23 protein-coding genes are annotated in these 20,821 nt (G+C 41.8%); 13 read left to right on the top strand and 10 right to left on the bottom strand.

Translation table 11 applies throughout. From position 1 onward, the window contains the following. The first annotated feature begins 10 nt into the window (after positions 1-10). Positions 11-2,122: a molecular chaperone DnaK gene (dnaK, locus tag HCR01_RS21360; protein ID WP_193198081.1), complete on the top strand. Its 2,112-nt coding sequence runs from the start codon at positions 11-13 to the stop codon at positions 2,120-2,122. A gap of 2 nt (positions 2,123-2,124) precedes the next feature. Here dnaK and HCR01_RS21355 read toward each other — a convergent pair whose 3' ends face one another. After that, entirely contained in the window at positions 2,125-2,298 is a 174-nt protein-coding gene (locus HCR01_RS21355; RefSeq protein WP_193198080.1) for a hypothetical protein, read from the bottom strand. A 124-nt stretch (positions 2,299-2,422) separates the two neighbouring features. On the opposite strand from HCR01_RS21355, the gene HCR01_RS21350 reads away from it, so the two are divergent. The 4 genes from HCR01_RS21350 to HCR01_RS21335 are packed head-to-tail and all read left to right on the top strand — an operon-like array spanning position 2,423 to position 4,489. Then, positions 2,423-3,430: a DnaJ C-terminal domain-containing protein gene (locus tag HCR01_RS21350; protein WP_193198079.1), complete on the top strand. Its 1,008-nt coding sequence runs from the start codon at positions 2,423-2,425 to the stop codon at positions 3,428-3,430. A gap of 47 nt (positions 3,431-3,477) precedes the next feature. After that, positions 3,478-3,660 (top strand): hypothetical protein, encoded by a 183-nt coding sequence (locus HCR01_RS21345; protein ID WP_193198078.1) that lies wholly within the window; start codon positions 3,478-3,480, stop codon positions 3,658-3,660. Further along, positions 3,644-4,165: a J domain-containing protein gene (locus tag HCR01_RS21340; RefSeq protein WP_193198077.1), complete on the top strand. Its 522-nt coding sequence runs from the start codon at positions 3,644-3,646 to the stop codon at positions 4,163-4,165. The genes HCR01_RS21345 and HCR01_RS21340 overlap by 17 nt, the downstream gene beginning before the upstream one ends. A 51-nt stretch (positions 4,166-4,216) precedes the next feature. Continuing rightward, positions 4,217-4,489, top strand: coding sequence for a DUF3143 domain-containing protein (locus HCR01_RS21335; RefSeq protein ID WP_193198076.1), 273 nt, complete (start codon positions 4,217-4,219; stop codon positions 4,487-4,489). Between the two features lie 304 nt (positions 4,490-4,793). Here HCR01_RS21335 and HCR01_RS21330 read toward each other — a convergent pair whose 3' ends face one another. From HCR01_RS21330 to lysA, 3 genes are all read right to left on the bottom strand, one after another. Next, positions 4,794-5,543 (bottom strand): isoprenyl transferase, encoded by a 750-nt coding sequence (locus tag HCR01_RS21330; RefSeq protein ID WP_193198075.1) that lies wholly within the window; start codon positions 5,541-5,543, stop codon positions 4,794-4,796. Then, complete coding sequence (cdaA, locus tag HCR01_RS21325; protein WP_193198074.1) at positions 5,540-6,463, bottom strand: diadenylate cyclase CdaA; 924 nt, start codon at positions 6,461-6,463, stop codon at positions 5,540-5,542. The genes HCR01_RS21330 and cdaA overlap by 4 nt, the downstream gene beginning before the upstream one ends. Before the next feature lie 262 nt (positions 6,464-6,725). Beyond that, positions 6,726-8,141 carry a diaminopimelate decarboxylase gene (lysA, locus tag HCR01_RS21320; protein WP_193198073.1) on the bottom strand — a complete coding sequence of 472 codons (1,416 nt, stop codon included), beginning with the start codon at positions 8,139-8,141 and terminating at the stop codon, positions 6,726-6,728. A gap of 92 nt (positions 8,142-8,233) precedes the next feature. On the opposite strand from lysA, the gene rimI reads away from it, so the two are divergent. From rimI to HCR01_RS21300, 5 genes are all read left to right on the top strand, one after another. Continuing rightward, on the top strand, positions 8,234-8,785 hold the full coding sequence (rimI, locus tag HCR01_RS21315; RefSeq protein WP_193198072.1) for a ribosomal protein S18-alanine N-acetyltransferase: 552 nt from the start codon (positions 8,234-8,236) through the stop codon (positions 8,783-8,785). A gap of 561 nt (positions 8,786-9,346) precedes the next feature. Continuing rightward, positions 9,347-11,815 carry an ATP-dependent Clp protease ATP-binding subunit gene (locus tag HCR01_RS21310; protein WP_193198160.1) on the top strand — a complete coding sequence of 823 codons (2,469 nt, stop codon included), beginning with the start codon at positions 9,347-9,349 and terminating at the stop codon, positions 11,813-11,815. Between the two features lie 684 nt (positions 11,816-12,499). Continuing rightward, positions 12,500-12,691: a DUF6972 family protein gene (locus HCR01_RS40830; RefSeq protein WP_413773959.1), complete on the top strand. Its 192-nt coding sequence runs from the start codon at positions 12,500-12,502 to the stop codon at positions 12,689-12,691. Next, positions 12,657-12,836, top strand: coding sequence for a DUF6972 family protein (locus HCR01_RS38940; RefSeq protein WP_226889517.1), 180 nt, complete (start codon positions 12,657-12,659; stop codon positions 12,834-12,836). The genes HCR01_RS40830 and HCR01_RS38940 overlap by 35 nt, the downstream gene beginning before the upstream one ends. Beyond that, positions 12,784-13,053: a hypothetical protein gene (locus tag HCR01_RS21300; protein WP_193198071.1), complete on the top strand. Its 270-nt coding sequence runs from the start codon at positions 12,784-12,786 to the stop codon at positions 13,051-13,053. Before HCR01_RS38940 ends, HCR01_RS21300 begins: the two co-directional genes overlap by 53 nt. A 112-nt stretch (positions 13,054-13,165) precedes the next feature. Here the strand turns inward: HCR01_RS21300 and HCR01_RS21295 are convergent, their stop codons facing one another. Then, positions 13,166-13,309: a hypothetical protein gene (locus tag HCR01_RS21295; RefSeq protein ID WP_193198070.1), complete on the bottom strand. Its 144-nt coding sequence runs from the start codon at positions 13,307-13,309 to the stop codon at positions 13,166-13,168. 30 nt (positions 13,310-13,339) lie between these two features. On the opposite strand from HCR01_RS21295, the gene HCR01_RS21290 reads away from it, so the two are divergent. From HCR01_RS21290 to HCR01_RS21280, 3 genes are all read left to right on the top strand, one after another. Beyond that, a complete protein-coding gene (locus tag HCR01_RS21290; protein WP_193198069.1) occupies positions 13,340-13,609 on the top strand; it encodes a type II toxin-antitoxin system PemK/MazF family toxin in 270 nt (89 codons plus the stop codon). A gap of 329 nt (positions 13,610-13,938) precedes the next feature. Beyond that, complete coding sequence (gene lepB / locus HCR01_RS21285) at positions 13,939-14,511, top strand: signal peptidase I (protein WP_193198068.1); 573 nt, start codon at positions 13,939-13,941, stop codon at positions 14,509-14,511. Positions 14,512-15,286: 775 nt separating this feature from the next. Then, a complete protein-coding gene (locus tag HCR01_RS21280) occupies positions 15,287-16,114 on the top strand; it encodes a hypothetical protein (protein WP_193198067.1) in 828 nt (275 codons plus the stop codon). A gap of 534 nt (positions 16,115-16,648) precedes the next feature. Here HCR01_RS21280 and HCR01_RS21275 read toward each other — a convergent pair. The 5 genes from HCR01_RS21275 to HCR01_RS21255 all read right to left on the bottom strand — a co-directional run bounded on the left by HCR01_RS21275 (position 16,649) and on the right by HCR01_RS21255 (position 20,770). Beyond that, positions 16,649-16,975 carry a hypothetical protein gene (locus HCR01_RS21275; RefSeq protein WP_193198066.1) on the bottom strand — a complete coding sequence of 109 codons (327 nt, stop codon included), beginning with the start codon at positions 16,973-16,975 and terminating at the stop codon, positions 16,649-16,651. Between the two features lie 29 nt (positions 16,976-17,004). Beyond that, positions 17,005-17,322 (bottom strand): TonB-dependent receptor, encoded by a 318-nt coding sequence (locus tag HCR01_RS21270; protein WP_193198065.1) that lies wholly within the window; start codon positions 17,320-17,322, stop codon positions 17,005-17,007. A 373-nt stretch (positions 17,323-17,695) separates the two neighbouring features. Then, positions 17,696-18,019, bottom strand: a complete 324-nt coding sequence (locus HCR01_RS21265) for a hypothetical protein (protein WP_193198064.1) — start codon at positions 18,017-18,019, stop codon at positions 17,696-17,698. A gap of 402 nt (positions 18,020-18,421) precedes the next feature. Further along, complete coding sequence (locus tag HCR01_RS21260) at positions 18,422-19,189, bottom strand: peptidylprolyl isomerase (protein WP_193198063.1); 768 nt, start codon at positions 19,187-19,189, stop codon at positions 18,422-18,424. Positions 19,190-19,225: 36 nt separating this feature from the next. After that, positions 19,226-20,770, bottom strand: a complete 1,545-nt coding sequence (locus tag HCR01_RS21255; RefSeq protein ID WP_193198062.1) for an HlyD family efflux transporter periplasmic adaptor subunit — start codon at positions 20,768-20,770, stop codon at positions 19,226-19,228. Positions 20,771-20,821 lie beyond the last annotated feature (51 nt).

Genomic DNA, 20,821 nt, shown 5'->3' with positions numbered 1-20,821 from the left:
AGAGTAACGCATGGGCAAGGTAGTCGGCATCGACTTGGGTACAACCAACTCAGTAGTCGCCGTAATGGAGGGTGGCAAGCCGGTGGTAATTGCCAATGCAGAAGGAATGCGAACAACCCCCTCCGTAGTTGGTTTCAGCAAAGAAGGTGAAAGAGTAGTTGGGCAAATGGCACGGCGACAAACCGTCCTCAACCCACAAAATACATTTTTCGCAGTTAAACGCTTCATTGGGCGGAAGTATGGCGAACTTAGTCCAGATTCAAAGCGTATACCTTACACCATTCGTAAGGACGAAGTAGGTAATATTAAAATTGCCTGTCCCCGTCTCAATAGAGAATTCGCGCCAGAAGAAATTTCGGCAATGGTGCTGAAGAAATTGGCAGACGATGCTAGTCGTTACTTGGGTGAACCAGTAACAGGGGTAGTGATTACAGTTCCAGCTTATTTTAATGATTCTCAGCGGCAGGCAACCCGCGATGCTGGTAGAATTGCCGGGTTAGAGGTGTTGCGGATTCTCAATGAGCCGACTGCTGCATCTTTAGCTTACGGATTGGATCGTGGTGATACGGAAACCATTTTAGTATTTGACTTAGGTGGTGGTACTTTTGACGTGTCGATTCTAGAAGTTGGCGATGGCATATTTGAAGTCAAAGCTACTAGTGGAGATACGCAACTTGGTGGTAATGACTTTGACAAAAAAATCGTAGATTGGTTGGCAGAGCAATTTCTGGAAACGGAAGGAATAGACTTAAGACGCGAAAGACAATCGTTACAACGCCTGATGGAAGCTGCTGAAAAGGCAAAAATCGAGCTTTCCTCTGTCAGCGTCACTGATATTAACTTACCTTTTATTGCTGCTGACCAGGAAGGCCCTAAACATTTAGAAACTCGTCTGACTCGTTCCCAGTTTGAAGGTTTGTGCGTTGACTTAGTGGGGAGATTGCGGACACCAGTTAAAAGGGCGTTGAAAGATGCTGGTATGTCACCCGCAGACATTGAAGAAGTCGTGCTAGTTGGCGGTTCCACACGGATGCCAATGGTAAAGCAGCTAGTGCGGGACTTGATTGGCACAGAACCCAATGAAAACGTCAACCCCGATGAAGTGGTGGGGGTGGGTGCAGCCATTCAAGCAGGCATTCTGGCGGGTGAACTCAAAGATGTGCTGCTTTTGGACGTCACGCCTCTGTCTTTGGGCTTAGAAACCATTGGCGGCGTGATGAAAAAACTTCTTCCTCGTAACACCACCATACCAGTACGCCGCTCTGACATTTTTTCCACGTCTGAAAATAACCAAAATACTGTGGAAATCCACGTAGTTCAGGGTGAGCGGGAAATGGCAGCAAATAATAAGTCTTTGGGACGTTTCAAGCTGTATGGCGTTCCGCCTGCTCCTAGAGGAGTCCCACAGATTCAGGTATCCTTTGATATCGATGCTAATGGCATTTTACAGGTAACAGCTCTGGATAGAACCACTGGTAGAGAACAGAGTATAACCATTCAAGGCGCTTCTACTTTGAACGAGTCGGAAGTGAATCGGATGATTCAAGATGCCCAAAAATATGCTGAAGTTGACCGAGAACGCAAAGAAAGAATAGAAAAGCGTACTCGTTCCGAGGGGTTAATTTTTCAAGCAGAACGGCAACTTAGAGAAGTGGCGCTGGAATTTGGGATGCAGTTTGCCCGCAACCGCCGCCAACGGATTGATAATATTTGCCAGGAACTACGAGAAAGTCTCAAGCAAAATGACGATCGCGGTATTGACCAAGCTTACGCCGACCTGCAAGATGCTCTGTATGAGCTAAATCGGGAAGTTCGTCAGTATTATGCTGAGGACGAAGAGGATGACCTGCTTGGTACTATCCGTGACATCTTTACTGGTGGAGATAAAGAACGGGAACGCGAATCTCCCAGAGATACGTACCGGGAACGCGATTCTTATGGGAGGGACTACAACAGCCGGGATTATAATAGCCGGGATTATAACAGCCGGGATTACAATAACCGGGACTATAACAACCGGGACTATGACAAAGATAGTCGTTCCTCCTCCTATGACAACCGTTCTTCTCGCAAATCTCGTCCAAGCTACCAGGACAACTGGGATGATGACGATGATTGGTAGCATTAGTCATGAATAGGCAGTAAATAAATCCCGCCCAGACCCCAACCCACAGGTTTGGTAATCCGAAAATAATCAAATTGATTCGGAATTAGGACTCGATAATTGGTAAAAGAGTTAATAATTAAGTCTTTTAAGTTATAGCTCATCATCAAAATCCCTGAATTTCTGTTCGTCATAAAGCCCTTTAGACACAGATTCGCCTAACACGTAGCGTCAACTACAGGAGAAGACAAGTCATTACCAAAAGTCAAATAAAAGACTTTCTTAAAATCTAAATTCTTAAAGTTAAATAACTGAACTATGCAAAATTTGCAGAATTTCCGCGATTATTACGAGATTTTGGGAGTATCTAAAGACGCCTCCAATGAGGAAATTAAAAAGGTTTATCGGCGGTTAGCACGACAGTATCATCCTGACCTAAATCCAGGAAACAAAGCAGCAGAGGAAAAATTTAAGGTTGTCGGTCAGGCTTATGAAGTTCTTTCTGACCCAGGACGGCGAGCACAATACGACCAGTTTAGCCGCTACTGGAAGCAACAAGGCTTTGCTGGCAAACAAACGACGCCACGAGGCAAAGGAGGCTGGGGGGTAGATAATCGCGCTAACGGTCGTACCAGCACTCAAGAGGTAGACCCTGGACAGTTTTCCAACTTTGAGGATTTTATTAATCAAGTCATTGGTGTGGGTGGTCGCAAAGCAAGTAAAAACGGGACAAATTCGGCTAGCAGCACCAAAGAAGATCCGTTTCGTTCCACCAATACAAAAGTTCAATATACAGTCAGCCCCCGCCCCAACCGTCGCGATATCGAAGCCAGATTGACCTTACCATTGGAAAAAGCTTATCTCGGTGGTAGCGAACGTATTCGCTTGGAAGATGGGCGATCGCTAGAAGTTAATATGCCTCCAGGTATGGTAACAGGTCAAAATATCCGTCTGCGAAACCAAGGTATTGGCGGCGGAGACCTGTACTTAAAAATTACCGTTGAGCCGCATCCATTGTTTAAGCTAGAAGGCTCTAATATATTTTGCCAAGTACCTGTTACTCCCACTGAGGCAGTCTTGGGAGGACAGGTAGAAGCACCAACTCTGGATGGCCCAGTGAAAATGACAATTCCCCCAGGAGTGAGGTCTGGTCAAAGACTCCGCTTGGCGAATAAGGGCTATCCCGCCGAAAACGGTAAACGTGGCGATCAATTGGTGGAGATTCAAGTACTAACGCCGAAGAATATTAGTACCCAAGAACGGGAATTGTACGAAAAATTGCGGCAAATTGAAACCTTTAAACCCCGCGCTGATTTATTGGCTTAAGGATTATATCAACTAAACACAAAAAATTACTATCCACTGCTGAAGAATTGGAATCAATTCGTGCCTATGACGCTGCTAAGGTTTCTGAAGATGAAGCTATTCCATTTCGAGTTAGACATAAGAGACTCGCCTTCTGTGGAGCTAGCAGGTTTACAATGATAGAAAAAGCGCGATCGCAAGGTGACTCAAACAGCCGTGAATCACAATGGGGCAATGCCAAAACGCAGTGAACCCACTTATTACTCCTTGCTAGGACTGCATCCCTCAGCATCGGTAATCGATATTCGTCGTGCTTATCGAGAACTGAGCAAACGCTATCATCCTGACACTACAGAGTTGTCTACTGTTGTTGCTACTGCTAAATTTCAGCAAATCAATGAAGCTTACGCCACCCTTAGCAGCCCAGAACGACGGTTAAGTTACGATTTAAAAATTGGCTATTCCCGCTTTGGGGTTATTCAACCACCTCCCGACTTGAACCATCCGGTTTCCCGTTCCCACGACTGGTCTAAATCAGCTTACCTCGATGCCAGCGATCGCCCCCTCTCATCTGGCGAAATTTTTGTTTTGTTTATTCTATTGTTGACTTTTTTGGGTTGTCTGCTGCTAGCGATCGCCATTGGTTTAACTCGCGGTGATGCTGCCTTTCAAACGCAACTGCTGCAACCACCTCCATTACAACAGCAGATTACTAACTTTTCGCCACCTACTACCCCAAGCCAAATTAAAGATTAAGATTAAAAAATATTTTTGTTAATTATTTCTAAGTAAAATTCTGTATTGCTTATGTCTTTTCTTCCCTCTGACACCCCCTTATATAATCATCCTCTGCCGCAAATTGAGCAATGGCTCAAAAATCAAGGCTGTCAACAAGATGAAACACAGCGGCATTGCTGGCATGTGCAGCGTCCCAGTTGGCAAGCCGAACTCTGGCTCGACATTGAGCAAATTATTGTGCGATACATTCAATCTGGAGAAAATGGACAAGATATCCAACGCTCCTTCAAATATTCCCTTAGTCGAGAAGACATAGAACAAGCCGTATTTTCTGGCCCGTAAATTATGAATTGGGCATTGGGTATTGGGAGTTGGGCATTGGAGAAAGGGAAAGGGGGAAAAGAAAAAACCATCCCTTTCCCCTCTCTTACAAAGTTCTGATGCCTTCTCTACGAGAGGCTGCGCCAACGGATAGATAGCGTAGCGTAAAGCCTGCGGCATGGCTACGCTTAGAGCGACGTAGGAGCGTCGGAAGCCTCTCTACGAGACGCTCCGCGTAGCTTGCTTCCCCGTAGGAGTACGGCTCAGACTTTGCGCTTTACCCTTTAACCTTTTCCCCTTTTTAAGAGTCCCCAGTCCCCAGTCCCTAAACTTTCCCAAACCGTCGCTCTCGTTGCTGGTAGGCACACAAAGCGCGGTGAAACTCAGCACGGTCGAAATCTGGCCAGAGAGTCTCTGTTATGTACATTTCTCCATAAGCCATTTGCCAGAGAAGGAAATTCGAGAGGCGCATTTCTCCACTAGTACGGATTAGCAAATCTGGGTCAGCTATTCCTGCTGTGTACAGATGACTCTCAAACACTTGTTCATTAATTTCATGAGGTTGTAACAAACCTTGTTGAACTTTTTCGGCGATCGCTCGACAAGCTTGGATAATCTCCTGGCGTCCGCCATAATTAGTTGCGACTGTAAAGCGGATACCAGGATTATTCCTAGTTTCTTCCATTGAACGAGAAATTTCACGTTGGAGCGATCGCGGTAGGGCCTGCAAATTTCCAACAAACTGAATTTGAACGTTTTCCTCTACCATTTCCCGCAGTTCTTGGCGCAAAACTCTTTGGAACAGAGTCATCAAAAAATCTACCTCTTCTTGAGGTCTTTTCCAGTTCTCTGTCGAAAAAGCATAAGCTGTCAGCGCTTGAATTCCCCAATCTTTACAACAACGGAGCAAATCCTTAAGAGCATCTACACCAGCTTTATGCCCCATAATTCGAGGTAGACCTTGACGTTTAGCCCATCGACCATTGCCATCCATAATTACCGCAACGTGCTTTGGTAAAAGCTCTCGTTTCAAGTCAATGGGCAAATCTTGCAATTTAGTTTCTTGTACTGTCATTTTTTATCTCGAGAAGCGGTCGATGGTAATCCGAGTAAACGTGAAACCAGTGCTAGTGCCTTGCCACCTATCTGACGAGCCAAACTTAACAGACCCGGAGCGACAGCTTCCCGATCCACCGTTGGAGACAATTGAGCATCTAATGACTCTTTGAGCTTCCTAATCGTCAGCGGTCTATTTAGGGTTCCTCGTTCCGCTAAGGAAATAGAACCCGTTTCTTCTGATACAACGACACAAATACAATTTTCGACCCGCTCAGTAATTCCCATCGCCGCCCGGTGGCGTGTTCCCAACTGGCGCGAGGCTGTGCGTCCCGAAAGTGGTAAAATTATACCCGATGACACAATCCGTGAACCACGGATCAATGTTGCTCCATCGTGTAACAAAGTTTTCGGTTGAAAGATTGTCTGTATCAGTTCCTTAGAAACTTCTGCATTTAGCTTTACTCCAGGCACAGAAAAATCTCGCTCATCAATTGGGCCTGTGGTTTCTAAAATTAGTAAAGCTCCAATGCGGTTTTTTGACAATTCTTTCACAGCCTCGACTATTTCATCAATTACACTATCAGACTTGGGGATTGCCAGACTTGAAGGTTGAAATAACTGGCGGAATTCACCACGTCCTAATTGTTCCAAAAATCTACGAAACTCTGACTGTAAAGCAACTGCCATCGCTACAGCACAACCAATTACCAACTTTTCCAATACAAAACTCAGCAGAGGTAGACCCAATCTGCCACTTAGTGCTGAGGCTAGCATCAAAACAATGAACCCCCGCACCATCCACAGTGTTCGACGCTCACTAATAATAACTAGTATCATGTACGTCAGCGCCAGAACTAACGTAATATCCAGAGTCCCAAGCAGCAAGGACTGTGACCATCCTAGGTTTGTCAGCCATTGCTTCCACCAATCTCTCATGACATCTGGATTACACTTTTGCCTCTAATTACAGTTAGTCATTGGTCATCAGTCATTAGTCATTTGTAATTAAACTGCGTCTACTGTGAAAACCGTAGTTTTTTGTAATGAGGCTAAAGCTCAAAACTCAAGCCATGACAGAATAATATACTCTCTTCAAAAACTCTAAATTTCAAAATAGACAGGGTTTAGCTCCTAGCTAATGACCAATGACCAAGAGAGAAGTCTGAGCGGAGGCTTCCTCCGATCAGAACTTCGGGGACTAATGACTATTTTTTAGTCTTTCTGGTAGGCAATCTTGTCGAATTAAGTCTTGATAAGTTTCGCGTTGCAAAATTAAATTTGCTTCGCCATTCGCCACTAAAACTGCTGCCGGTCGGGGTAAGCGGTTGTAGTTAGATGCCATACTGTAATTGTACGCACCAGTTCCCATAACTACGAGAATATCCTGTGGTTCTGTTTTTGGCAGTAGAGCATTGTGAATCAGAATATCTCCTGATTCACAATGTTTACCAGCAATTGTGACGGTTTCTGTCAGAGGAGAAGACATTTTATTGGCAACTACTGCTCGATAAACTGCTTGGTAAGTAATCGAGCGGGGATTGTCAGACATTCCTCCGTCAACTGCTACATAGGTACGAATTTTGGGAATAACTTTGGATGAACCAATAGTATAGGCAGTGACGCAAGCTGTGGCAATTAGCGATCGCCCCGGTTCACACAGCAACTTCGGTAAAGGCAGATTTTCGACTGCACAAGCTTGTTGAATTACTTCACAAATCGGTTTTACCCACTCTTCTATACTAGGGGGGTCGTCTGATTCTATATATTTAATCCCTAGACCACCACCAACGTTTAACTCTGTCAGTTTTAAACCATACTTTGCTGCTTGCCGCAACCACTGCACCATGAGAGCAGCTAAATCCCGATGCGGTTGACGCTCAAAAATTTGAGAACCGATATGAGCATGTAACCCTACGCAGTTCAGGGCAGATTGCTTGCTGATAAAACTAAACAATTCTTCTAGCTGGTTAGGATCAAAGCCAAATTTACTATCTAGTTGTCCCGTGCGGATATACTCATGTGTGTGACATTCAATACCTGGAGTCAACCGCAGCAATAAACGAGGAAATTGTAGAGACGTTGTATACAACGTCTCTACAATTTCTACCAAAGTGCGTAACTCGTGCCAGTTATCTACGACAATGGTGCAACCGGATTCTATGGCAAAAATTAATTCTTCACGAGACTTGTTATTGTTATGGAGATAGATTTTATCAGGACTGACACCCGCTTGCAGAGCGGTATAGAGTTCTCCCCCAGATGCTACATCTATTCCTAATTCTTCAGATGCCGCGATCGCACAAACTGCTAGACAATTCCAAGCTTTTGAGGCATACAGTACTTGAGATTCACCCTTGTAGTATTGCTTAAAAGCATCTCGATATTGCTGACAAGCCGAACGCAGGGTTTCTTCATCTAAAATATATAAAGGTGAACCAAATCTTTTAACTAGAGTTGTAACATCACACCCACCAATTTCCAGGAAGTCATGATTATGAACTCTGGCACTCAAGGGTAGAAGTTCTTGATTAGGTGAAAGATTTGCATTGACGCTGGTTTGAGGTAAATACTGACTTCCAGAATGTTTAACCCCAGTGGGGTGAGTCGATACCATAACTATAAGAGTTGTCCTTGTTCAAATTACGGGCGTAAGTTAAATCTCCCGATTCCCAGTTTACAAAGGGTTTGTAATCTTATTCAATAAATGTGATCTCATTAGACTTAGAACTTAAATTTTTAACCCCAGAGCATCTGAGTGCATTGCTAGAACTCGATCAAGCCTGTTTTGGTGGCTTGTGGACAATGGATGCCTACCAACGAGAGTTGGACAGTCCCAACAGCGATCTGCTGGGTTTATTTTCCCCGATCTCGAATTCAAGGCTGCTAGGAATGGGTTGCTTTTGGTCAATTTTGGAGGAAGCCCATATTACAATTTTGGCAGTTCATCCTCAATATCACCATCAAGGTTTAGGGCAGGTTTTACTATATTCAATCATAAATACAGCTTGCGATCGCGGCTTGGAGAGAGCGACCCTCGAAGTCCGAGCTTCAAACTTAGCAGCCATATCTTTATACCAAAAATTTGGCTTCAAAACAGCTGGGCGGCGTCGGCGTTACTACCAAGATAATGGTGAAGATGCGCTAATTCTTTGGATTTCCGACCTGCAAGAGCCGCAATTTCAAGCAACTTTGGCAAATTGGCATGCTTTAGTTAGCGATCGCCTCAGCAAATCCTCTTGGCAGTTAATTTTTAACTAAGTTGGGATAAATCCAATACTATAAATGTTTTTTCCTACAGTTGCAAAGTTAGCCAAAAATTCATTCGTGGTCATTACTCTTGTTTTGTGTCTAGTCAAATTTGCCACCTTAGTTGTTCTTTCCCTTGAATAACATCAGCGAAATAACAGCAACGCCTGGTAGCTTTTACTTAACATTTGGCCACCTTCAGCAAAAAACAGCCATCTTGACACATCTATTTTAATTTAAATAATTTATCTATTTTTTTTATTCCTATAAACAAATTTTATTTAGCTGAGCCTAAGATTGACATTAGGAAATATATTTGGTAACTGTTAACGTTTGGGATGGGCTGAACAAACACTCAATACAGCAGTCAGTTGTTTGCAATCAATGCTAAAACGCTGGTAAAATCAAGCTCCTCAGTACACTAGCTATATAAGAGTAATTAATAGTTAGCAATTACCGCATTAACCTGAGTGAGAAGCTTTTGGATGTCTATAATCTTTATACAGGCGTCCAAAAGCTTAGCCTGTGCTAAAATCAGCGTACCGGCACGACGCAGGTGATGGGAAAAATGCCATGTTTGAACGCTTCACAGAAAAAGCCATTAAGGTAATCATGCTGGCCCAAGAAGAGGCCCGCCGTTTAGGTCACAATTTTGTCGGCACCGAGCAGATCCTCCTGGGTCTGATTGGTGAAGGCACAGGTGTGGCCGCCAAGGTGCTGAAATCAATGGGTGTCAATCTAAAAGATGCTCGAATTGAAGTTGAAAAAATTATAGGACGAGGCTCAGGCTTTGTTGCCGTGGAAATTCCGTTTACGCCACGGGCAAAGAGAGTTTTAGAACTATCCTTGGAAGAAGCACGCCAATTGGGGCATAACTACATTGGCACCGAGCATCTGCTGTTGGGCCTAATCCGAGAAGGGGAAGGTGTAGCAGCCAGGGTGCTAGAAAACCTCGGTGTGGATCTATCTAAGGTAAGAACCCAAGTAATCCGCATGTTGGGAGAAACTGCTGAAGTTTCACCAGGCGGTTCATCCGGTCGCACAAAAACCCCGACTTTGGATGAATTTGGCTCGAACCTCACCCAAATGGCAACAGACAATAAGCTCGATCCAGTGGTGGGACGCGCCAAAGAAATTGAGCGCGTGATTCAGATATTGGGTCGCCGGACGAAAAATAACCCAGTGCTAATTGGGGAACCAGGGGTTGGTAAAACCGCGATCGCTGAAGGTTTAGCATCACGTATTGCCAACAAAGATGTCCCTGACATCCTGGAAGATAAGCGTGTGGTGACGCTAGATATCGGCTTGCTTGTAGCAGGAACCAAATATCGAGGTGAATTTGAAGAACGTCTGAAAAAAATCATGGATGAAATCCGCTCTGCGGGTAATGTCATTCTTGTAATTGACGAGGTTCACACCTTGATTGGTGCAGGCGCGGCAGAAGGTGCTATTGATGCGGCGAATATCCTCAAGCCAGCTTTGGCAAGAGGTGAGTTGCAGTGCATCGGCGCGACAACGCTAGATGAATATCGCAAACACATCGAGCGAGATGCAGCTCTTGAGCGTCGTTTCCAACCAGTAATGGTCGGTGAACCCACTGTAGACGAAACAATTGAAATTTTGTATGGTCTGCGCGAGCGCTATGAGCAACACCACAAACTGAAAATCTCCGATGAAGCATTGGTGGCGGCGGCTAAGTTGTCTGACCGTTACATCAGCGATCGCTACCTCCCGGATAAAGCAATCGACTTGATTGATGAAGCTGGTTCTAGGGTGCGCTTGATTAACTCCCAGCTGCCACCCGCAGCCAAAGAGTTAGACAAAGAACTGCGTCAGATCTTAAAAGAAAAAGACGATGCAGTCCGCTCTCAAGACTTTGACCGAGCTGGGGAACTGCGCGATCGCGAAATGGAAATCAAAGCCGAAATTCGGGCGATCGCTCAAAGCAAAACCAATGCAGCCGGCACAGAGAGCGAAGAACCCGTAGTTACAGAAGAAGACATTGCCCACATTGTCGCTTCTTGGACTGGGGTTCCGGTGAACAAGCTCACCGAATCTGAATCTGAAAAGCTGCTGCACATGGAAGACACCCTGCATCAGCGTCTCATTGGTCAAGACGAAGCTGTGAGGGCAGTTTCACGGGCAATTCGTCGCGCTCGTGTCGGCTTAAAAAATCCCAACCGACCCATTGCTAGCTTTGTCTTCTCTGGGCCTACTGGTGTAGGTAAAACCGAGTTGGCGAAATCATTGGCGTCTTACTTCTTCGGTTCCGAAGAAGCGATGATCCGCTTGGATATGTCGGAATACATGGAGCGTCACACCGTCAGCAAGCTGATCGGTTCACCTCCTGGTTATGTTGGTTATAACGAAGGCGGTCAGCTAACCGAAGCCGTGCGGCGGCGTCCTTACACTGTGGTGCTATTCGACGAAATCGAGAAAGCGCACCCCGATGTGTTTAACATGTTGCTGCAAATTTTGGAAGACGGTCGGTTAACCGATGCCAAGGGACGCACGGTGGACTTCAAGAACACCTTGCTGATTTTAACTTCCAATATTGGTTCTAAGGTAATTGAAAAAGGCGGTAGCGGTATCGGCTTTGAATTCTCCGAAGATGCCAGCGAGTCAACTTACAACCGGATTCGCTCTTTGGTGAACGAAGAACTCAAGCAGTACTTCCGTCCAGAATTCCTCAACCGACTTGATGAAATTATCGTCTTCCGTCAGTTGAGCAAGCCTGAAGTGACCCAAATCGCCGAGATTATGCTCAAAGAAGTGTTTGGTCGTCTGACCGAAAAGGGTATCACCCTAGAAGTCACCGATCGCTTCAAAGACCGTTTAATCGATGAAGGTTACAGCCCCAGTTACGGTGCAAGGCCTTTGCGTCGAGCGATTATGCGCTTGTTAGAAGATAGCCTGGCAGAAGAAATTCTGTCTGGTCGGATCAAGGATGGCGATACAGCGCTCGTTGATGTTGATGACACTGGCAAGGTTCAGGTAAGTTCTCAACAGCGCCGGGAATTGTTACCCCAAGTGGTTGAGTAAGATTTAGGGTTTGGGATTTAAGTCTCAAATAGAAAATTAGAAACGGTAGAGTATTTATTGCCCTACCGTTTTTTTGACTCTCTAAGGCGAAAAATTATTTAAATTAATTGTTAGATATTTTACAAACTCTTTTGGATATCTCTTCTACAAACCAAGATATTACTTTTTGGATAGTCTCAAAATTTTCGTTTGAATCGTATAATTTCTTTGCATAATGTCCCAATTGATTTAGTTGTGAATCTAAATCAGATTTACTGCCATGAGTCTTTAAAGCTCTTAATTTAGTATTCTAGCCTATTCGGATAAGGAGCAAGCAGCAATTTAGAAGGCTAAAAAGCTCGTAAAGCTGACCGTGAAATACACCGTCGCAGGATCAACAACGGAAATCAATACCTATTCCCGCAAGTGATTGAAGTGGCTTGTCTAAGGAATCATTGCTTACAACTGATTCAGACTCACCTTTAGGTAATTTTACAGGCAAATGGTCTCAAAGTATTGGGTGAAAATAACTAAATAAGTGGTATGTTGGGCTGAACAATAAAGAAATCCAACAAATTACATTCGTAGCGTTGAGTTTAGTACTTAGACTAACTTATATAAATTTTTGTTTTTATCGTAATTATGGAATTTAGCTGTTTTCAGTGTAAATCCTGGAAATACAAAACACTTAACCCTTAATCATGAGTGGAATTAGTCGTCAAATTACCCTTGACGTTAGACAAATTGCCAAGCACACAAGCAGGTACACCTCAAAGTCAAAGACTTCTCAAACGAGGACTTGCCGCTCATGTATTTAACGATGAACCTACAATGAATAGAGTTATTCAAGCCATAATAGAAAATGGGGCAGTTCACAGGAATGATTCGAGGATATGACCGTTACGGGATGTTTTTTAATGAACCAATAGGTTATAGAATCAGTCCAAATGGTAGCCGTATTCTACTTTACTATGGGGAAATAAAAATTAATGCAGATGACCAATACCACATCATCCCCCGCACAAGACCCAGTGAAGAATAACTGGGAATTTACAGAAGTATGGATAGATGCAATGTTATCCCCTCCGTACATTCTTTTATTGCTTTGTGACAGTGAGCAAAACTGTAAAATTTATGACCCAGCGCTGGGTTATAAAATTGTATTTTCTAGTAATGACTATAATGCAGCCAAGTTATGGTTACTAGAAGATGAGTATGAACCAATTGAAGGTAGGCTTTTAGCTGCGGGATTCGTCTAAGTTCCTAGAGAGGTGTGAGAGAAATGAAATTAAGTAAAACTCAACAAATACTTATCTTACTTTGTATTGGTTCGCTCTATAAAACCAACTTATAATTAGTACACACCATGAACTAAGGAGCAAGAGCGTGCAAAGCATAAAGCATACTTTTAAGCCGCACTGAATCCTTACCATTTCGTTCCAAATATTGAAATCCCTTAGAAGATTCCCTAACAGCAATCCACTGGGTGCTAAAGATGACTCTATCCGTATCCATTGGCTATATTCCGGTACTTGATTTATTCAGATGTCAACCTCACTATCTGATGGTGTTGGTAAATTACCCATTAAATTAGTTGCACCAATTACAGACTGGAAAGAATATTACGCTGGCAATATCTGGCATATCAAAATTGAACCAGATACTAAGAATAGTTTAACAAAGGCTTCTGTTGTAGATGTTTTACAATTGCGCGGTATGAATGTGCAAAGATTCATCCGTAAAATTGGAGAATGTTCAACTGAAATTATGGAAGAAATAGCTACAGCTATTGCTGCGGTAGTCGAGTATTTTTAATAAACCGTTTTTGTTTTTATTTAGCCATTCAATAGCCCATTTTCACTACCAGAAAAACCTGACTGGCTATATAGCTTTACTAGTCGGTGAGTAGCTTTTTCAAGAAGAGGAGGCAAAACTAAGAATCAGCTAGAACCTTGCTTTATAATTGCAGCAATAAAGATTAGGAAGTTTATTCACAATAGTTTTGCTTAATTTTAGTAGATGCGATAAGTGTATTACTAATATTTATATGGGTTGATGCAAAACCCAACTTGGTTATAATTATACCTTTAACGTCAAAATAATCAAGGTATTTGTCCCACTTTTTGAATTGGCTAAAAACCTCTATGACTCCTCACGAAAGTGATGTAAAAGAAAATACTGCGTCATCGAAAGCATGGCGTAGTTGGCAGGAAAATCTGACTCTGGTTGCGATCGCCTTATGTTTGGCACTCCTGATCCGAACTTTTATCGCCGAACCTCGTTATATACCCTCTGACTCAATGTTACCTACCTTACACACAGGCGATCGCCTAGTGGTAGAAAAAATTTCCTACCGTTTTCACCCTCCTATAACTGGCGATATTATTGTTTTTCAGCCACCCGCAGAACTACAACGTCGAGGATATCCCAAAGACCAAGCCTTCATCAAGCGGGTTATTGGTAAGCCTGGAGAGGTGATTGGTGTTGCTTCTGGCAAAGTTTATCTCAACGCTCAACCCTTATCAGAAGACTACATTGCTGAACCACCAAATCGACCTTTCTCAGCCGTGAAAGTCCCTGAAGACGAATTTTTTGTCATGGGTGATAACCGCAATGATAGTAATGACTCTCGCTACTGGGGCTTTTTACCTAGTAAAAATATCATTGGTCGAGCAACATTTCGCTTTTGGCCCCTTGACCGCATTGGGTTCATTTAATTAGTCATCGGTCAGTTGTTTGTTTTTAAGCTAATCGTCATTCATTTTTCCAGGATGATTCGTTTGTAGTAAGGGCTTTAGCCCTGGTTCTATGCAACTTGAATGCGCTCATTAACTTACAACTGACATACACAACAGGTAGAGACATTCTTCACCTCTGACATGGACTGAGCAAAGGTTAAGAGGAAAAGGGAAGGAGTGAATTTAAATAGAATTCCCTTTCCCTTTTGACCGATTTATCCAAAATTAAGAACCCTAACTTTTTGGCAAAAACTTTTTCCATGTCACTGATTCTCGGTGAAATCGAAAAAGTAAAACGACAGTCCTACAAACGTTTCAGCGTTAGTCATAGACGCATTTTAGCGGCTTGCCGCAGGCATCGCGTTCAGAGAAAATGGATAAAGTCGAGTTAAGAAGTCAGGAGCCAAATTGTATAGTTTTACTAACTCCTACCATGCAACTTGAATGCTAATTAGCTGTTAATAGTAATCAATTTTTCTATTTTTGTTGTAAAAGTTGTAAATAGGTAGGCATTAATAAACGAAATTTAATATTTGGTTTTAAGCCTATAAACACTAATTAAAAGCTACAAAACATCTTTTGTTTAATTATGCCCACTGACTGATTAATATATCCTTCCCGGTCAATGATTTGCAACTTTTTGCATCCCTTTCATTTGTTATAAATTAGGTGATTACGTATATTATAATAATTTGGCTTGTCCTTATTAACATCATACTCAGCTTACATATTATTTATAAAATAAGAGAGTTATATGAAGCAATATCTGCAATTTGTCAAGCGATTTTTATTAGTTGTTACTCCATTGCTAACTAGCTCTGTGGTTGCAGCTTCACCCACTCAGGCTGCTACTTTGGCATTATCTAAAGCAGAATTATCATTTACGAACTTTAGTCAAAGCCCTTTGAGTACTTTGACATTAACTGATACCAATGCCGAAGCCATTTTTCAAGGTGGAGATGTTGCAACTATTGCTGATGCTCAAGCAAGCTTTAAAGTTTCTCCACCAGAAGCGTTTAATTCATCTTTCAGTTTAGCTGAGGGGGTGAACACTGATTATTCAGGATTTGCAGAAAGTCAGGCTAGCCTGGTCGGCAGCTTCTCTGTAAAAGCAGATAAATCTTTCTTTTTTGACTTTACAGCTTTTTTAACTTTACAAACATCTATCGATACTGCACCAGAAGAAAATGCAAGAGCGATTGGAGATATGTCTTGGGTATTGTTCGACATTGATAATAATAAAGTTTTAGACTCTTTTAACATTACAGGAAAGTTATTTACAGAAGGTGATAACGATTTATTAGAAATTAATAATAGCGAAAAGATTACCATAGGTAATCAAAAAGTTGAGTCTAGTTTTGGAGACAAGGAAGAATTTGCAACAGTTCTTGTTCAGGGTTCCTTGCAACGTACTTTTGCAAACACAACCAATGTAGCTTTAGTAGAAGTTAAGAGGAATCAAGTTGCAGTTAAAGCACCTGAACCATCAGATAACGTAGCTTTACTTATTTCTAGTGGTGTAATTGGCATTGCGTTAAAACGTCGGCGCAAAGTAAATAATGCTTGTTCTTTAAAAGAATAGAATATCTGCGATCGCTATATACCAATCCTCAATCATTCATGAATAATCAGGTTCCCGACTTCTCTTAATTCTCTGCTAATTAGCAGAAGAATAACTAGACTTTGTGTAACTGCTAGAACTGTTATTAGATGAAATACTGACTGAAATACTTTGGCTAATCTCACTTTGATCATCACCAGAATCTATAGCTATGCTTTTTGCTTCTGCAATCATCTTGCCATCGGGTGATCTTATTTGTTTGATGATGACTTGACGGCGAATCACTTTCAAAAGGCTGTGATAATTCAGCAATAATTGGGTATAGCTTTAAGAAAAATTGTTAGAGAGTCAGTCTAGTATAATGATTTTCAACTAATACTTATCATTTCGGCACTTGTAAACCAAGAATTTATTGCCTTAAATGAAGAAATCTGGTTGTACGAGACTGACAATCTAGCCTGTATTTAACTTTTTTAAGCAAAGGTAATTTGTGATAAATTAAGGAATGGAGAATGCAGAGCTACAAAGGAAACTCTACGAATAAATTCAAGCTTTTTAAGCATAGTAGACAGACGATGCGAAAGCTTTTCTAGAGTTTCGACCAACTACTACACCAGCTTGAGATGTGCCGTCTCTGCTTGACACTACGTATCCCGATTTACCAGTGGTTTCAGTCTCTAATTTTTCAACAGTATATTCTGAACTAGAATAAAATTCTTCAGTGGTATATTGAACAGACACAGGATTAAAAAAGCCCGTTAATAACCAGCGTGAATACGCGTATGCCAAATTTTCAGCAGCAGTCAATCCACCTTTAACTTCAGCAACTTTATCTGCTGCTAACTCACAAAAACTCAGATTTGATATCTCTAATTTATTCATAACACGCCTCATGTCCCTAGCGATATTATCTAATTATTGGAACTCGTGAAAGTAAGCGAAGTAGAAGTACTAAAACTCGAAGATCGAGCAATTTTGCTTCCAGTGATTGCACTAGCCCTAGCTCTTGCATCAGCCGTACTTACGGTAAAGTTACCGTAATATCTAACTCTCGTCAGAGTTCGAGCATCAGTGGTAGTAAACTGACCTTCAGCAAGTGCTAGTGCATCAGCTACGGCATATCCAAATCCGGTTTTTGTTATAGTGTCAGTGCGAGCATAGATATTACCACCTACTACAGCACTGCTTTGAGTAACGTATTTTAGATAACTTAAGTTTCTAATCTCCAAATTCTTTACCTGACACTAATTTAAGGGGTTATTAAATACAGTTCTGTTTTTTCAACTCCAAACAAAAAACCTAGTACTGGTGCTTCAGAAACTAGGAAACCACTGGTAGCTCTTAGCTATTGAGCATTCAGCGGTTCCTGTACTAGTGGTCTTTTCATCAATCTTGATGGTTTAAAATATTTCTTGGTAAGCGCTTCAGCGCTAAAGCGCTCACCTTAATCAAAATTAATGAGATAGACCACTAAATTTAGTCAGTTAATTCAAATTCAAGCTTTACACTGCTTACCAAAATTCAATAGGAAACAACATTAGTAATCTTCAACAATTTCCCTTTAAATTTTGATATTGCAATAATGTCAAGAGCTTGAAGCTACTAAAATGCTCGGTTGATTACAGCAGCAGAAGTACTAGCAGAGAAGGACTCACCTAGATAATCGGTTACAGCTACCGTATCAGCTTTAGTAAAGGAGTAGGTAGGGATGAAGCCGAATCTGGTGTTTTGAGCATCACCCTTAGCGCCAGCAGCAGCACTGTTGTTGTTGGTACGGGGATCTAGGGTACGGGTTTGAAAGCTATTGAAGGAATTGAAATTAACAGAAATATTATCGTTTTGGAAGTAGTTGCGAGGAACTATACCACCTTGGATATTAGCAGTTTCTTCAGCAACTTCTAAGATGTTCAGATCAGAAATAATCATTAGGTTTCTCCTGAAAAACTTTGGATTTTTTTGTAATCAACTTCTTACTGATTACATCTTTAATATAGTCTATTTATCAAAAAAGTCAATGTTTTTTCGAGATTTTTTAATAAAAATAACTAATGTCATTCCTTCAGCTTTTGCAGTTTTTTATAACTTTAAAAACAGGGGAATGTTTACGTAAAAATCCTAAGCAACAACTAAATTTTTGTTGCTTGGCAAAGCTTTTGAACGCCAATTTTTGTTAGCTGAAAATCTTGATGGCTTTCAACAAAATTAAAATTAACAAGATAAATATTTGTTTTTTTTCATATATTAATCAGGCTTAAAGCATGTTTTAATAAAAATCATATCCTCTAGCAATAGCGTAGAAGCCTTATCAGCTAAAAAGATATTTAAAATTCAATTAGCTACTGTTTGCAAATTGGCATCTGAGTCTAGCGGAGTATCTACTTCCATAAACTCAATTTGTTGCTGTAACCAAGCAGCAAATAATTCTGCAATGATTTTTTGGCGTAATATATCATCTAATTGGGGTTGAATAATTTCATCAACTCCAATCAGATGAACTCCTTTGATAGTCTGAATAGGCTTGAGAATTTCTGGAGCAGAAGCAGCAAATACAGCCGCCGCAATCTCCGGGCGAAAATCTTTACGGCGTCGGAGTCCTTGGTATCCATAAGCACGACGTAGCTCTGGTTCTTGGATATATAAACGAGCGATTTCTGGAAAGCTGATTTCACCTTCCTCTAATGCGTAAAACAGTTCTAAAGCCAAGTCTCTATCATCAAAAATGACTTCATAGGTGACAGCCGCAATGTAATCTAGTTGATGTTCATAAAAGAACTTTTCGATTTGCGTCGAAAATAGATGATTCGCTAACTTTCTCGAAAGAACTTTGTTGGAGATTAATTCTTCAAACTCTTTGAAAGATAGATGATGTTTTTTCAGCCAAATCCAGGTGTCTTTAGCTTTTACAAGTTTCTGGGCTAATCGCAGTTGGTCACATTCCTGCTGTAGTTCTTCTTCATCAACTTGAATACCTGCATGTTGGGCTGCTTCGGTAATAATTTTTTGAGTAGCGATCGCCTCTATAACACCAGGAAATTGACAGGAGAGTTTGAGACTGTGAATGATATCGGAATCAGAAATTTTCAGAAGTTTGCCCATAATGCAATCCCTCCCACAATTTTGTTATTTGCTCGACTAAATCTCTATGCCGCCTTTTTGCAGTTTCTTAAATGGATCTAAAACAAAGTCAATCATCCGTCTTTGGCGAATAATGACTTCTGCGGTTGCTGTCTGACCGGCAGTTAATGGAATACGTTTATCGCCATTTTGAACATGTTGCTGCTCTAAGGCGATTTCTAACTCAAAGGTTTCGATGTTTCCTGGGGATGTTTGGCTAACTTTAGAGTCTGGAGAGATCCAAGTAAGTTTCCCTTGGACAATGCCATACTCTTGAAAAGGATAAGCATCAAACTTGATTTTGACTGGCATTCCTACCTTCAAAAAACCGCTATCCTGATTAGGCATATTAGCTCTGAGGACAATGCCAACATTTTTAGGCGCTATTTGGGCAATCCTCTGGCCAGGTTGTACTACCTCTCCCGCCTTTTTGGTGGGTAACTCAAAAATCACCCCATCAATAGGCGATCGCACTATTCGTTGTTGCATTTGAAGTTTTATGGACATGACCTGGCTTCTGGCCTGAGCCATTTCTGATTGCAATGCAGCAATTTTGGTTTGCAAGTCTTTTAATTGTTCCTGACTTTTGAGCACAGCCAGTTTTCCTGCTTGTACTACGCTTTGATAGCTGCTTTGTTCTTCTTGCAGTCGGAGTTTTGCTTGCTCAATATCAGACTCCAACTGCTTGATCGTTGCTTGATAACGATTTATCTCTTCAGTGAAGCGCAATTCTGCCTGCTTGATGTCAGATTGCGTTTTTTGATAGAGTCGTTTGCTTTCTTGTTCTTGTTTTTTGAGTTGATCAACTTGAGTTGCAGAAACCGCACCATTTTTTACGAGTTGGCTAAAGCGTTCAACTTGTCTTGAATCTATACTCAAAAGACTTTGAGCCGACTTCTGATCATCATGAGTAGTGTTAATTTGCTGCTGCGCCTGACTAACTAACGCCTGTTTCTCTAACTTTTGGAGGTTATAGCTACTCTGTTTTGCATCCAGGTTTTGTTTTGCCTGGTTCACTTGGGACATTTTTTCCAATGTTTGAGATTGGTTTTGTTGCTCCTGGACGCTAAGCGTTAACTGTAGTTGGTTTTGGAGTACATCCATTTGCGCCCATTGATTTTGCAGTCCAGAGAACTTTGTCTGCGCCTGTTGTAGTTCGGTTTGCAGGATATCAGACTCCAGTTCGAGCAGAACTTGTCCTGCTGTTACTGTCTCTCCTTCTTTTACCTTGACAGCTTTAACACTTCCGCCGACTTGAGCGTCTAATTTTTGTGTTGCGCCTTGAGGTTCTATACGTCCTCTAGCGCTTCCAGTTTCATCCACCTTTGAAAGCGTAGCCCAAGGTAAGACGATCACAGCAAAGCCGATCAGCACATACAAAACACCACGTGTCCAAGCTCTAGGTAGAGCATCTAGTAGTTCTTCAGTACCGTAATACCAATTAGGATTAGCTTCTGTGGTTTGCTGTTTAATCTCAGGATCGTCTATTTGTGTGGAACTTTGATACTCATCTGTTTCCTCGTTGGAAAGTTCAGATGAGAAATTGCCAGATGTGTATGGCATAGTTTTATTTCCCAAAAGGATAGATGGAGGATTTGAGGCTCCTATATAGAA

It is taken from the genome of Nostoc sp. MG11, from assembly GCF_014904695.1.
Lineage (GTDB): Bacteria > Cyanobacteriota > Cyanobacteriia > Cyanobacteriales > Nostocaceae > Komarekiella.
Note: the sequence above shows the minus strand (reverse complement) of the source record. Positions and strands in the feature narration are given on the sequence as shown.